Source organism: Gracilimonas sp. (assembly GCF_014762685.1).
Classification (GTDB): Bacteria; Bacteroidota; Rhodothermia; order Balneolales; family Balneolaceae; genus Gracilimonas.
In genome coordinates this window covers 1,769,121-1,783,659 of the sequence record NZ_JABURM010000005.1, presented here as the reverse complement: position 1 = coordinate 1,783,659, position 14,539 = coordinate 1,769,121, and the positions used below count along the sequence as shown (strand labels likewise).

The window sequence follows — 14,539 nt, the reverse complement described above, 5'->3', positions numbered from 1 at the left end:
ATTTCTAAAGTAAAGCATGGTAGAATTCAGTAATGGGAGGATCCATTTTAAGGTATTTAGGAACAAAACTTTAGGCAGTGATTATATTTCTGAATTGATAAAGTCAGAAGTTGAGAGTAATAATTTGTACTCGAAACCAACTGTTCTTGGTTTGGCTACCGGGGGTTCTCCAAAAAAAGTTTATGAAAAATTGATAACCTATCATATAACAGAGGGACTGTCTTTTAAAAATGTTATTACTTTTAATTTAGATGAATACTATCCAATCGATTCAAAGAACGAAAACAGCTACCATTATTATATGATTGAAAACCTTTTTAAGCATATAGACATTAACCTGGCTAACATATTTATACCTAATGGTATGCTTGATCGTAATGATATCCCGGCTCACTGTAAGGATTTTGAAGATAAAATTGAGGAATTTGGGGGGATAGATCTTCAATTGTTGGGAGTAGGAAGTAATGGTCATATTGGATTTAATGAACCGGGTTCAGAACTGAGTTCCAAGACAAGATTGGTTCAATTGGATCATAGAACAAGATTGGATACGTCGGAAAGATTTGGGGGGCTGAGCAACACACCTAAATATGCTGTTACAATGGGTATAAATACTATATTAAAGGCAAAAAAAATTGTTTGTATGGCTTGGGGAGCTTCTAAAGCCTCAGCGATTTCACAATTATTTAGCAAAAAAATTACAGGCGAGTGTCCAATCACTTTCCTGAAAAAACATCCCAAAGTTGAGTTAGTGCTGGATGAAAAGGCTGCATCTCTTATTAACCCTGAATTTTTCAAAAAAGAAAGTCTCTTTAACAAATAACAAATAGGACAAACTATGAAAAGAATAAAAATACTATTGGTTACATTCATGTTAACGCCATTTTTATTGATTGCGCAACCTGATACACCGGTAGAAGAATGGACAGGTAGAACCATATTATTGATAGGAGCTCATCCAGACGATGATGGAGGGTCACACGGAACATTAGCTACACTTCAAGCTAACGGAAATGATGTTTATGTCATGCTCTTAACCACGGGGAATGTAGGTACAAGTGACCCGACTATGACACGTGACAGATTAGCTAAAATTCGCAGACAAGAAGAAGTTGATGCTTTAAAGGAATTAGGCATACCTGAAGAAAACTATATCAATCTAGGTTATACAGATGGTATGTTAGAGTTTGCAGATCGGGAAGAAGTTGTAAAACAAATTGTTTGGTGGATAAGAAAGCTGAAGCCTAATACGCTAATGGCTTTTGATCCCGGCTATGGATATCAGCAATGGCATAAGGCGGATCACCGTGCGGCTTCATATCTGGCAGTAGATGCTGCCCGAGCAGCTGAATGGAGACTAATTTTTCCAAGTCAAATTATTAATGAAGGCTTGGAAGAGCATTCAGTTACCGACTATCTTTTCTATAGTACAACAGGGTCCCACGAAAACACTTGGGTTGATATTTCAGATTTCGCAGAAAATAAAGTTCGTTCTTTAAGTAAATATGTAAGTCAATTTACATCTGCTTTTAGTAATTATACAGGCCCGAATTTGGAAGATTTACCTGGTAATGAGGGGGAAGAATTTCTCGAGCGTATGCGAAACAGAGTGTATGAGCGAGGTGCTCGTGACGGTAAGCCGATGGAAAGTTTTAGATATTATAAAGGCAATCCAGATGGAGCAGGTTCCAGAAGGGATTGGTAGTGAGTTATTTTTTTTAATTAATATAGCAGCGGATACTATGGTATCTGCTGCTAATGATTATGTTATAATTGAATAGATTATTTGAATAATACATTGTCAGCTCAATAATTCTAAATTGAGTACCAACTATTGTAGATATAAATAAGATGTTTTTAGCCTCCGTGTTTCAAAGTCAAAACTCTATGGATGATCTAGATGAACTAGAGCTTGTAGCATTGATACGCGAGGGAAATGAAAAAGCATTCGAGTATTTATTTTTCAAGTATCATATTGAATTGAGCAGGTTCGCAATCAGTATTACGAAATCCAGAGAGTTTGCACGAGATGTTGTACAAGATGTATTTCTGAAAATCTGGAGGAATCGGGAAAATTGGGAAATTAACGTAGGTGTGAGGGTTTATCTTTTTCAATCGGTGAAAAATCAGGCTCTTAATCTATTGGAAAAACAAAATTCACAGCTTAGAATTATAAGCGGATTTCGAACCGAGATGGAAAGTTTAGCATTATTTGGGATGCCTGGTGCTAAAAACAATGACGGGTTAACTGATCTTCAACGTTATTCTATTAAGCAAATCTGGGCAATTGTAGAGAACATGCCAGAAAAAAGAAGAATGGTTTTTGAGTTGAATAGACGTCATGGGCTGTCATATAAAGAAATAGCTAAAGTTCTTGATATAACTAGAAAAACAGTTGAGAATCATATTGCAAACGCATTGCAAGATATTCGTGATCAAATACTACTAAAGGACATGTCTAAAAAAAATTAAATTACTCTTGGGGGTATTAAGAATTAGACTTGTCTTATTAAAGAAATAAAGAAGTAACACACTTAATCAGATTCAAACTTTGGATATAGAATTACTATCAAAATATTTGACTGGAGAATGCTCAAAAGCTGAGAAGCTATCAGTAGATAAGTGGCTTTCAGAAAGTGCTAAAAACCAAGATTATTTGAATAGCCTAAATGAACTGTGGGAGCTTTCTTCAAAAAATTATCCGCCAAATACTCTTTTTAATACCGAAGTTGATTGGGCTGTTTTGAAAAACAGAATGGATGATGAGGGTATTATTGGAAATATTAAAACAACAGCAAGCCGAAGTAAGTTTTCTTTAAATTCTACTTGGTCTGTTGTAATTCGTGTAGCTGCAATATTTTTACTGGCCGGGCTTTTTGGGTTATATACCTTTAAATCGATTTATGTACCTGTTAAAGAAGTTCAAAATACGGCTTTGAAAGAAATTTCAATGTCGAAGGGTAAGCGTGGGGGAGTGACTTTATCTGATGGGACAAAAGTGTATTTGAATGCCGATAGTCGAATTTCCATACCGACTGTTTTTAGTGAAGATTCCAGGGAGGTTTATCTTGAAGGGGAGGCATATTTTGATGTAGCAAAGAACCCAAATAAGCCATTTATCATAAATACTAACGGTGCTATAATTCAAGTTCTTGGAACTTCATTTGTAGTAAAAAATTATTCAGACGATAAAACAGTACAGACTGTAGTTGAAAGTGGTGTTGTATCATTTAGGCGAGCAAATTCTAATGCGAATGATGGAATAATTTTAACCAAAGGTAAACTTGCTCGGTTAGACTTATCAAATAGCAGGATGATTACCGAAAATGTTGACAATATAGATTTTTATTTGAGTTGGAAACGAGGCGAGTTGAAGTTTGATTACACTGCAATGTCTGAAGTTGCAAAACAATTGGAACGCCGGTACGACATAACCGTAGTATTTGATTCTGATTCCATCAAAAACATGCATTTAACAGCTGAATTGAAAAGTAAAAGTATGGATAACGTGATCCGGACGATTGCTACTTCGTTAGATATCAGATATAAAATTAGTAAGGACAAAGTTACTTTCAGTAAATAACCCTGTTAAACAACAAGGCATTAATTCGTTTTGTTATCAGGTAAAATTGGAAGCGCTTTTATAACAAGAACAAAAACTAGCTATAGAGGACACGGATGAGAACATTTGTTACAAAAACAGTAAGGATTGCGATATCATATATGTTACTTGGTATTGTTGTACTTCATTTTGGTAATACTACAAATGCAAAGGCACAATTGATTACATCTCTTTCGAATAGTTTGCAGACAATTTCCAGTCAGTACTATTCAGTTAAGTTGTATTCCAATAGTATTCCAGAATTGAGGAAGAAGATTACATTAGATGAGAAAGACGTCCCTCTTGGTGACGTATTAAAGTTAATTTCAAAGAAGTCAAAACTTGGAATTGCTCTTAACTCAGACTTAAAAGCACTGTCTAAGTCTATTTCAGTAGAGCTTAAAGATGTAAGTGTTTCTGATGCTTTACAATATGTATTACTCGATTCGGGTTACGAAGCTGTAGTTTCTAACACCAGGGAAATCATGTTGATTGAAAGCCAATCTTTGAAAAATGAAATTACTCAACTTGAGAAAGATATTTCTGGTGTGGTTAGGGACTCACAAACCGGCGAAACACTGCCAGCCGTTAACGTATCTGTAGAAGGTACGAATATAGGTACTGCTACAAATGCGGATGGGGAGTTTGAGTTTACAGTCCCTGATGATGCTGAGGTATTAGTTTTTCGATTTGTAGGATATAAAACACAAGAAGTGATTATAGGTGATCAAAACTATTTTGAAATAGATTTAGTCTATGATCTTGTACAATTTGAGGATGTTGTTGTTGTTGGATATGGTACACAGCAACGAACAGAGGTTACAGGTTCCGTGACGTCAATAAGGCCTGAGGAAATCAACAGCATTCCTGTCTCAAGTTTTGAAAATGCACTTCAGGGTAGAATGGCTGGGGTTAATGTAGCGGAGTCAACAGGTGAGCCCGGGGCTAGTCCACAAATTTTGATTCGTGGAACAGGTTCTATTTCTGCCGGTAATGACCCGCTGTATGTAGTGGATGGAGTTCCTATTTCAAAAGGCACGAACCTTCAAGCAAGTATTGGAAGCCAAAGAGCTTCTTTTCAGCCACCTAAGGCTAATCCATTAGCAACCATTAACCCAAGAGATATAGAATCAATTGAGGTTTTAAAGGATGCTTCTGCTGCTGCTATTTATGGATCCAGAGGGTCTAATGGGGTTGTTCTTATTACAACTAAGAGAGGTAGTGCTGGTACTCCCCAGATTTCCTTTAATAGCTATATGGGAAGTTCGACTATATTCAACCAGCCGGATTTAATGAATGCCGAGGAAGTGATAGCTTATACCAAAGATTCACGTAATAATAATTATCTGCAGGATATTGAAATGGGAGATGCTCCGGCTAATCCAAATTACGATCCTGATACAAATGCAGGGCGTCCAAACGTAGGGAACTATTTGATTCCGGAACAATATGTTAATTGGGATGGAACTGATACCGATTGGTTGGATCTTATTTTTAGCCCTGCAGTAATGCAGAATTATGACCTTTCTGTAGGTGGGGGAAATGAAAGCAGTAGATATTTCCTTTCAGCCGGTTACCTGAATCAAGAAGGTGTTTTAGATGGTTCTGCCTTTGATCGTTATACATTAAAATTAAACCTGACTCAGGATTTAAGTGACAAGTTTACCATTGGTACTTCGATCAATACGGCTTTAACGCAGCACGACAGATTACCTGCTAATGCACCTTATTTTGGCTCACCTCCCGGAATTGTATACTCTGCGATGGTTCACTCGCCCGTAGTTGCACCCTATAATCCGGATGGTTCTATAAACCAGCTGAATAATCAGTCTTATCTGGGTGGAGGAACTACATCAGCCAGTAACCCACTTGCCATTATGGAATTCATAAGTGAGGACATTAAGAATAATCGAGTGTTCGGTAATTTTTATGGTGATTTTAACATAAATCAGAACCTTACATTCAAGTCTTTGGTTGGTTATGATCTGAATAATTTTAAACAGTCATTTTACAGGGGAACCGAGTTTCTTTATAGAACTCAGACATCTCCACAGCCTTATGCTCAAAGCAGTTCAGGTGATAGCTTTAATTGGTTATGGGAAAATACACTTAACTATGTGAAGTCCTTTGGAGAGGATCACAGTTTGAATGCTGTAGCCGGGTACACTGCTCAAAAGCAAACGGATAGCCGAAGTGTTATAGTAGCCCAAAACTTCACTGACGATCAAGTTAAAACTGTTAATGGCGGTATTATCACAGGTGGTGATGAAATTCAGGAAGAATGGAGTTTAGTTTCAACCCTTGCCCGTGTTAATTATGTATACAAAGATAGATATTTGTTTACAGGTACTGTCCGTGCTGATCGTTCATCAAGGTTCGGTAGCGAAAATCAAACGGGTGTATTCCCATCGTTTTCATTAGGATGGAGAGCAACTCAGGAATCATTTTTGGCCGATATTGATGCTATAAATGAGTTGAAATTCAGAGGCAGTTATGGTGTAACCGGTAACTTTGAGATTCCAAACTATGGATCAATCGGATTATTAGGTGAAGCCAATTATCCATTTTCAGGAAGTGAGAGCATTGGTGTTGCTCCAAGAACAATTGGAAATGATGAGCTTACCTGGGAAACAACTTATCAAGTTAATCTTGGTATTGATTATGCTTTCCTTGAAAGTCGAATTTATGGTTCGTTTGATGTATATAACAGTACTACCAAAGATCTTTTGCTTATGGTAAACATTCCTGCATCAACCGGGTTTGAAACAGCACTGACAAATATTGGTGAAGTTGAGAATAAAGGAGTTGAGTTTGCTATCACTTCCAGAAACTTCTCAGGTGATTTCCAATGGGCTACTGATTTCAATATTGCTGCAAACCGTAATAAAGTACTTAAATTAGGCCCGGAAGGAGATCCAATTTTAAGTTCCGGAGCAGCCGGTAATCGTCATATTACGCGTATCGGAGATCCAATAGGTAGTTACTATGGATATGTAGTTGATGGTATTTATCAAAATCAGGCGGATATTAATAATTCACCTGATGATTTAATGGCTCCTGCTCCACGTCCCGGCGACTTTAAGTTTAAGGATGTGAATGGCGACGGTGTAATTAACGCAGACGATCGCACGGTGATTGGCAGCTATCATCCCGACTACACCTATGGAATCACAAATAGATTTAACTATAAAGGTGTTGATCTGAGTATTTTCATTCAGGGAGTTCAAGGCCGGGATGTACTGAACTTAACTTCCCGTCACCTCCTCAATGGTGAAGCTAATTTCAATTCATATGCAGCACTGAATGATCGTTGGATCTCTGAATCAGAACCAGGGAATGGAGAACATCCGAGGGCTGACCGTAATTCAGCTAACCATGGTAATAATAACCGAATTTCTTCTTATCAGGTACAAGATGGAAGCTATTTGAAGATTAAAAATATAACGTTAGGGTATACTTTACCGGCTTCATGGATTGAAGGTATATTTAGCTCTGCTCGCTTGTATGCATCTGCTACTAACGTTGCTATTTTTACAGATTATATAGGATTTAATCCCGAGGTAAGCCTGCAAACGAACAGTTTGACACCGGGTGAAGATTATGGTGCCTATCCATTATCAAGAACATTCCAATTCGGTATTAACCTCGACTTTTAATCAGAATTTTAAAAAGGATAAGAACCATGAAAAAATTATATCTAATATTTCTTCTTCCGCTTTTATTTGTCTCTTGTGGAGAAGATTTTACAACCTTAAGTCCGATATCGGAGCGAAACTCGCAAAACTTCTATGAAACACAGGGCGATTTTGAAGTAGCTATTACAGGTGCATACGATGCACTTCAAAGTAATGGAACCTTTGGAGTCAACTATGTACTCATGTTAGAAATGAGAGCTGATAATGGAGCAAACGGTGGTGGGGCAACAGGTCTTGCCGCTACACTACAACAGCTGGATGATTTTCAGGAAATATCGACGGCGAGTGAGTTGAGTACAACCTGGAATCAGTCTTACGAAGGAATCGCCAGAGCAAATACGATTATAGCTCGTATTGATGATGTTAATTTCACGGATAGTAACTTAAAGGATCAAATTAAAGGAGAAGCACTTTTTATACGATCATTACTTTACTATCATATGGCTGTCATTTTTGGAAACATTCCTGAGCAGTTTGAAGAAGTTACTTCACCAAATGTGGAAATAAACCAAGTTTCTGCTTCGGTTATATTTGACCGCATTGCTTCTGATTTGGAAGAGGCTGAGACATTATTGCCGGAAGTAACAGATGGCGGGCGTGCCACTAAACATGCTGCTGCTGCTTTATTGGGAAGAGTACATTTGCAAGCTGGAAATCCCACCGCAGCTGAAGGACCGTTACGAAGAGTTGTGGACTCAGAGCAATACGACCTTGTAGCTGATTATGCTGAGCTTTGGGGCGCTTCTAATGAAGGAAATATTGAGTCTATATTTGAGGTTCAATATATCTCCGGTGGCCTTGGAGAAGGAAGTGCATATACTGATATGTATACGCCAAATGGTGTCGGTGGTGGTGTTGGTGGAGGAGTTGCTCCACAAAATGTTACCGATGATATCGTTGCTCAGTTTGATTCTGCAGATGAAAGACTCAATGGAACCTTGGATACAACAGCTACCGGGACATATTGGGTCAAGAAATTTGATAGCTCCCCTTCAAATGCTTTTGATGCACCTAATAATTGGATGGAAATTCGATATGCTGAGGTTCTATTGAACTTGGCTGAAGCCCTTGGTGAAAGTGGTGAAGCATATGATCTTATCAATGAAGTAAGAAATCGTGCCGGATTGACCGATATTGATACTAATACGCCGGGTACTTTTGAGGAGAAACTTCTGCAGGAACGGCGATTGGAGTTTGCATTTGAAAATAAAAGATGGCCTGACTTGCTGCGATTTGGAGTAGCGAAATCAGTAATGGCTAATCATTTAGGGATATCAGAGTCGGAAGTAACACTTCTGTATCCGATTCCACTTGGGGCTATAGATGTTGCGCCAGATGAAATGACCCAAAATCCAGAACACCAATAAATAGTAGCTTTTTAGCCGGGATAATACACTCATATATCCCGGCTATTTTTTTAATTTAAATCAAAATAAATGAACTATTTAAGATCATTACTTTTTACTACGCTATTACTTTCTGTTACTTTTTTGGCAAGTGCTCAGTTGCCGGATGATGGAAATGATAAAATTAGAGTGATTGCTATATTCGCTCATCCAGATGATGGCGATGCTAAAATGGGAGGAACCGCAGCTATGCTAGCTGAAAGAGGTTATGCAGTTAAATTCCTGTCAATTACAAATGGAGATGCAGGTCATTATGAAGAAGGCGGCGGGATGCTGGCTAAACGTAGAAGAGCAGAAGCAGCTGAAGCAGGCAGAAGATTGGGTATTGACGAATATAAAGTTTTAGATAATCATGATGGAGAATTGCTGCCTGAGTTACATATCAGACAACAGGTTATTCGAGAAATTAGAAATTGGAATGCCGATATCGTACTAGGATTACGCCCGAACGATTATCACCCTGACCACAGATATGCGGGTGTATTGGTTCAGGATGCTGCTTATATGGTAGTAGTTCCAAATGTAGCCCCCGACACCCCCCCATTAAAGAAAAATCCGGTGTTTTTGTATATGGCAGATGGTTTCCAAAAACCGAATCCCTTCTCCCATGACATCGTAGTTGGAATAGATGAGACCTTTGAGAAAAAAGTAAATGCCTTCGATGCACATGAGTCTCAGGTATACGAGTGGCTTCCCTGGGTTTCAGGAAATTTAGATAAAGTACCTGAAGGTGAAGAGGAAAGAAAAGAGTTTTTACGAAATGGGTTCATAGGTCAGATGGGGGTTTCACCGGAACAGCGTAAAGTACTCGAAAAATGGTATGGTAAAGAGAAAGCAAAAACATTCAAATATGCTGAATCATTTGAGATTTGTGAATATGGATATCAGCCCACCGAAGAAGAAATCAGAAAGTTATTTCCAATGTTAAAGAAATAGCTTACCTATTATTTTTATTTAAACCTGAAACACTAGCACCACTCACTATATCAATATTATGAAACGGAATTATTACCTGGTAGGACTTATCGTATTAATATTTTTTGTTATCTCATTTCTAACAAATATAATAGGTCCGCTTGTTCCTCAGATCATTGAGGATTTTAATTTGAGTCTTACCTTAGTAGCGATTTTACCATTTGCATTCTTTATAGCCTATGGGGTGATGTCGATTCCTTCAGGAATATTGATCGAACGGTTTGCGGAAAAAAAAGTAATGATAGCCGCATTTCTGGTAGCATTTTCCGGGGCGTTACTTTTTGCTTTATTTCCTCAATATTTAATTGCCGTCATTTCTTTATTCCTTATCGGCTCAGGGATGGCTATGCTTCAGGTAGCTATTAATCCACTCCTCAGGGTTTCTGGTGGGGAAGAAAATTTTGCTTTCAATTCAGTGATGGCTCAATTGTTTTTCGGACTGGCTTCTTTTATAAGCCCACTTGTTTATTCTTATTTGGTTCTTAATATCGGTACTGAAAACATGGGCGCATTGTTGAGTTTGCTTACTAACATAGTTCCGGAGAACTTGCCCTGGGTTTCATTATACTGGTTATTCGCATTTGTTTGTGTAGTTATGGTGATTGTGATTGCGGCTTCTAAGTTTCCGGAAGTAGAGAAAAAAGAAGACGAATTGATTGGCGCTTTTGAAACCCATATAGAGTTATTAAAAAACAAGAAAGTAATCTTGTTCTTCTTTGGTATTTTCGCTTATGTAGGTGCTGAACAAGGGGTTGCCAACTGGATATCAGAATTTCTTTCAACCTACCATGGATACGATCCTCAAACCACCGGAGCTTCAGTAGTCTCTTGGTTTTGGGGAATGATGACTGCAGGGACTATGCTTGGTTTATTCCTGCTAAAAGTTATGGACAGTAAAAAAGTACTTATCCTCTTTACAGTAGCTGTATTAATTTCACTTACCCTTTCTCTTTTTGGTCCTGGAGAGATGGCACTTTATACTTTTCCTGCAATAGGATTTTTTATTGCTGTTATGTGGCCGATTATATTTTCGTTAGCACTAAATTCAGTGGCCGAGCATCATGGAACTTTTTCAGGAATATTGGTTACCGGAATTGCCGGTGGTGCAATTGTTCCGCTTATCGTGGGTTCACTTGGTGATCTATTTGGGTTGAGAATCGGGATGTTATTCCTCTATATCTCATTTGGATACATACTGAGTATCGGCTTCTGGGCCCAACCACTCATCAGTAACAAGACCATTGAATTTGGGTCAAAAGAATGATGCTGATTTTCGTTGAACAATTTTAAATCAATCCACAGGAATAAGATGGATGTGATAGGAATAGATTTAGGAGCTACTAACGTAAGGGTTGCACGTATTGTGAATGACAAGATTGTGTCAATTTCAACTGCAGAAATTGAGAATACGGCATCAGCGGAAGATTTAATTAATCAAATCAGGATGCTAATTTCGGAAGAAATTGAGTCATCTGTGACCGCAGTTGGGATAGGAGTTCCAAGTGTGGTAGATGTTGAAGCCGGTATAGTATATAATGTGCAAAACATCCCCTCTTGGAAGAAAGTCCCTCTTAAGAAAATTCTCGAGAAAGACTTTAACAAGCCTGTTTACATTAATAATGACGCGAATTGTTTTGTTTTGGGGGAAAAATACTTCGGAAAAGCTAGGGGATGTTCTTCTGTTGCCGGTCTTATAATTGGAACTGGTTTTGCAGCCGGACTTATTTTTAATAACAAATTGTATTCAGGGCCTAACTGTGGAGCCGGAGAGGTGGGAATGATACCTTATCGAGATTCAATTTATGAGCATTATTGTTCCGGGCAATTTTTTGAAAAACAAAAAGGTATTAATGGATCAAAACTTTTTGAACTTGCTTTGGATGATGATGAGGATGCGCAGGAAATATATAATGAATTTGGAACACATCTTGGAAATGCAATTAAAGCTGTTCTGTATGCATATGATCCCGAGTTGATTGTTTTTGGGGGAGGAGTTCGTAAAGCTTATCAATTTTTTAAAGATGCAATGTATAAATCGATGTCAGACTTTGCCTACAAGAACTCTCTTAATAAACTAACTATAACTGTTTCTGAACTGGACCAAATAGCTTTATTGGGTGCTGCAGCTCTGGTTTTAGATAATAAAACCCAAAATTGACAGGTAATTTATAATGTGGATTTCAAAGTTTAATATGAAGAATTTAAGTTTGTTGTTCATGGTTTCACTGATCATGATTTCAGCTTGTGATGTTATTAATAATTCAACAAAAATTCCCATTGATGTAAAAAATAACATTCCGGGATCTCCGCAAGTTTTTGGTATTCCAGTTCCCAAGGGGGAGCTTTTTTCACCTGATCATGTTCGAGTTTTGGATAGCAAGGGAAATGAGATTCCATCACAAATCACGAAAGTAAATACCTGGGAGCCTGCGGATAATAGTATTAAATGGATGTGGGTGTTTTTCTTTACTGGAGATGAAACTGATTATACAGTAGAATATGGTCCTGAAGTTCGAAATAGCATGGACTATGACCAAATATTAACCGTTAAGAACAATCAACGCGTTAACGGAGAAGTAACAGTTGATACAGGCCCTTTACGTTTTGAAGTCAAAAAAGGAGAAGGTGGTGGTTTTTTTAATGCACCTGCCGGCAGTGGTTTTCTTGATAAAGTTGAATTGGATATTGATGAAGATGGTTTTGGTGAAACGGATGTAATTGCTGAAGGTAGAGAGGGACGAAGTTCATTCCTTGATCTTATAGATGGGATGGGACTTGACAGATCTAAGGCAGTAGTTACAAGAACGGTTAAAGAACTGGGAAGTGGTCCGTTACATTCAATTATTCGGGTGGAGGGAGAGTACCAGTATAATCGTGACGACAATAATACCGCTCCTTTTATAACCCGAATTCATGCTTATGCCGGGAAGAGCTACATTAAAGTTCAGCATACATTTATTTATACCGGAAATCCTGATAATCATAGTATTCCCAATGGACAATATGAGGCTATTGTAACTCAAAATGGAATTGTTATTGATGAAGGCGAGCTTTCCAAAGACACAGGATTTGTAAAGCCAGAAGATCAAATAGCTGCAACGGGATTATCTTTAAAGTATAATTTGTCTGATAATAAGACTGTAACTACTTCTTATTATGATGGAAAATGGTGGGATAAAAGCAGCAGCCAATTTGTACAGAGTTCATTAATTAATGAGGCATCAGTACTTCAAACCGGTCCGAATCCATCTCAAATTCCACCCTTGGAAAACTCTTCACCAGAGCAAAGATTACAGAATGCATTTAAGTCAAAGATCACAATAGATGAACAAACTGATGTTAATGCTGAAAGAGCGGTTGGCTGGATAGATCTTTCTGACGAAAAATGGGGCATTATGATTGGCTTCAAGAGCTTCTTTGAAGAATACCCCAAAGAGATGAAGGTTGAAGAAGAACAAGATCAAATAACAGCTTTTATATGGACGCCTTCTGTTGAGCCACTTAGTTTTGCGAGAAAAGACCTCGAAAATGATAGTGGAATGATTGCAAACTTTGCGCAAGGTTTAGCAAAGACAACTGAAATGGTATTTTACTTTCATAAAAAAAGTACCAATGGTGATGTAGAGAAAACTGCAAAAATGTTTCTGGATAGTCCTGTTACACACGCAGATCCTGATTGGTATGCCAAAAGTGAAGCTTTTGGTAAACTATCTGCCCGGAATGAGAAGTTTGCTACGTACGAAAGAGGCTTAGAGTATAAATTTAAATGGATGAAATTTAATCAGGAATGGGAACCGTGGTATGGCATGCTTAATTACGGTGATAATTTGACCTATTATTATGGTAATGAATGGAGACAATGGACAAATAATGAACCCGGTAACGATTACATGTGGTGGTTACAATTTATAAGAACAGGTAACCCTCTGTATTATCGAACAGCACAAGCAGCAAGTATGCATACAATGGATGTAGACAACATTCACTGGCCTAAAGATCCTATTTACATTGGTGATACAAACGAATCGTTACACTATTTTCAAAATTTAGAAAAGACTGAAGGGTCACCTTATGTTGGAATGGGCAGACGACATGCTGATCAGCACTATACTTCATTATTGAGTGCTCATGTTTGGGTGCCCGGATGGATTACATCCTATTATCTTGATGCAAATCACAGAGGTTTGGAAGTAGCCATGGAAACAGGTAATTATTATGTGAAAAGAGTATTTGGTGATCATGGATTGAGGGGACGCCGGCTATACTTGTCGGTTTGGAATTTAGCTGAGATTTATGATGCCACAAAAATGGATGTATATGGTGATGAGCTGAAAGACCGGGTAAATATAATGCTTGAGTTACAACATCATCCGGATCAAGGTGGTGAGATTGTAATTAACAGATATGGTTACTCACAAGTTTATGTAACTAATGGTCTCAGAAGGTATATTCAACTAACGGATAGCGAGGAAGCTAAAAATGCTGTCATTGATCATGCAAGAAGGCTTCGGGATGTTCCTCCCTATAATCATGACATGGAATCCTATTTATCATCAATAAGCAGTTTGGTTTTGGGATATGAATATTCCGGTGAACCGAGTTTCTTAAAAGAAGCGGTTGATCGTGCTCAATACTTAAAAACCGATGAATTGGTACAGGAATTCGACTCTTATGAAAATCAAAAGATACTTGCAGAAGCGTTAGAAGAGGCAAGTAATTTTCCAAAAGACCCTGGTGCAAGAAGGCCCCCAATTTGGCAGATAACAAATGGCCTTAGAGTATTTGGCTGGACAAGTATTTATAATGTTCCTTACTTAGAATATTGGATGGAAAAAGAAAATTATCCGGCTGACAGATAAGTT

At 37.9% G+C, this 14,539-nt stretch carries 10 protein-coding genes; all 10 read left to right on the top strand.

Annotated features, from left to right (window positions below; all coding sequences use genetic code 11):
* Positions 1 to 16: 16 nt before the first annotated feature.
* The 10 genes from nagB to HUJ22_RS08035 all read left to right on the top strand — a co-directional run bounded on the left by nagB (position 17) and on the right by HUJ22_RS08035 (position 14,536).
* Positions 17 to 823: a glucosamine-6-phosphate deaminase gene (nagB, locus tag HUJ22_RS08080; RefSeq protein ID WP_290876028.1), complete on the top strand. Its 807-nt coding sequence runs from the start codon at positions 17 to 19 to the stop codon at positions 821 to 823.
* Positions 824 to 838: 15 nt separating this feature from the next.
* Positions 839 to 1,705, top strand: a complete 867-nt coding sequence (locus HUJ22_RS08075) for a PIG-L family deacetylase (RefSeq protein WP_290876026.1) — start codon at positions 839 to 841, stop codon at positions 1,703 to 1,705.
* A 182-nt stretch (positions 1,706 to 1,887) separates the two neighbouring features.
* The gene (locus HUJ22_RS08070) at positions 1,888 to 2,472 is read left to right on the top strand and encodes an RNA polymerase sigma-70 factor (RefSeq protein ID WP_290876024.1); all 585 of its coding nucleotides are present in this window, start codon (positions 1,888 to 1,890) and stop codon (positions 2,470 to 2,472) included.
* A gap of 79 nt (positions 2,473 to 2,551) precedes the next feature.
* Positions 2,552 to 3,583 carry a FecR domain-containing protein gene (locus HUJ22_RS08065; RefSeq protein WP_290876022.1) on the top strand — a complete coding sequence of 344 codons (1,032 nt, stop codon included), beginning with the start codon at positions 2,552 to 2,554 and terminating at the stop codon, positions 3,581 to 3,583.
* 95 nt (positions 3,584 to 3,678) lie between these two features.
* Positions 3,679 to 7,257, top strand: a complete 3,579-nt coding sequence (locus tag HUJ22_RS08060; RefSeq protein ID WP_290876020.1) for a TonB-dependent receptor — start codon at positions 3,679 to 3,681, stop codon at positions 7,255 to 7,257.
* Between the two features lie 26 nt (positions 7,258 to 7,283).
* Positions 7,284 to 8,663 carry a RagB/SusD family nutrient uptake outer membrane protein gene (locus tag HUJ22_RS08055; RefSeq protein ID WP_290876018.1) on the top strand — a complete coding sequence of 460 codons (1,380 nt, stop codon included), beginning with the start codon at positions 7,284 to 7,286 and terminating at the stop codon, positions 8,661 to 8,663.
* Between the two features lie 69 nt (positions 8,664 to 8,732).
* Complete coding sequence (locus HUJ22_RS08050; RefSeq protein WP_290876016.1) at positions 8,733 to 9,638, top strand: PIG-L family deacetylase; 906 nt, start codon at positions 8,733 to 8,735, stop codon at positions 9,636 to 9,638.
* 58 nt (positions 9,639 to 9,696) lie between these two features.
* Positions 9,697 to 10,941 (top strand): sugar MFS transporter, encoded by a 1,245-nt coding sequence (locus HUJ22_RS08045; protein ID WP_290876014.1) that lies wholly within the window; start codon positions 9,697 to 9,699, stop codon positions 10,939 to 10,941.
* 45 nt (positions 10,942 to 10,986) lie between these two features.
* The gene (locus HUJ22_RS08040; protein WP_290876012.1) at positions 10,987 to 11,835 is read left to right on the top strand and encodes an ROK family protein; all 849 of its coding nucleotides are present in this window, start codon (positions 10,987 to 10,989) and stop codon (positions 11,833 to 11,835) included.
* 34 nt (positions 11,836 to 11,869) lie between these two features.
* Positions 11,870 to 14,536, top strand: coding sequence for a hypothetical protein (locus HUJ22_RS08035; protein WP_290876010.1), 2,667 nt, complete (start codon positions 11,870 to 11,872; stop codon positions 14,534 to 14,536).
* Positions 14,537 to 14,539 lie beyond the last annotated feature (3 nt).

Excerpts from the sequence above, each read along its gene's own strand:
- HUJ22_RS08035 (WP_290876010.1), top strand. The coding sequence starts at position 11,870 with ATGAAGAATTTAAGTTTGTTGTTCATGGTTTCACTGATCATGATTTCA.
- HUJ22_RS08070 (WP_290876024.1), top strand. The coding sequence starts at position 1,888 with ATGGATGATCTAGATGAACTAGAGCTTGTAGCATTGATACGCGAGGGA.
- HUJ22_RS08045 (WP_290876014.1), top strand. The coding sequence starts at position 9,697 with ATGAAACGGAATTATTACCTGGTAGGACTTATCGTATTAATATTTTTT.
- HUJ22_RS08060 (WP_290876020.1), top strand. The coding sequence starts at position 3,679 with ATGAGAACATTTGTTACAAAAACAGTAAGGATTGCGATATCATATATG.
- HUJ22_RS08040 (WP_290876012.1), top strand. The coding sequence starts at position 10,987 with ATGGATGTGATAGGAATAGATTTAGGAGCTACTAACGTAAGGGTTGCA.
- nagB (WP_290876028.1), top strand. The coding sequence starts at position 17 with ATGGTAGAATTCAGTAATGGGAGGATCCATTTTAAGGTATTTAGGAAC.
- HUJ22_RS08055 (WP_290876018.1), top strand. The coding sequence starts at position 7,284 with ATGAAAAAATTATATCTAATATTTCTTCTTCCGCTTTTATTTGTCTCT.
- HUJ22_RS08075 (WP_290876026.1), top strand. The coding sequence starts at position 839 with ATGAAAAGAATAAAAATACTATTGGTTACATTCATGTTAACGCCATTT.
- HUJ22_RS08050 (WP_290876016.1), top strand. The coding sequence starts at position 8,733 with ATGAACTATTTAAGATCATTACTTTTTACTACGCTATTACTTTCTGTT.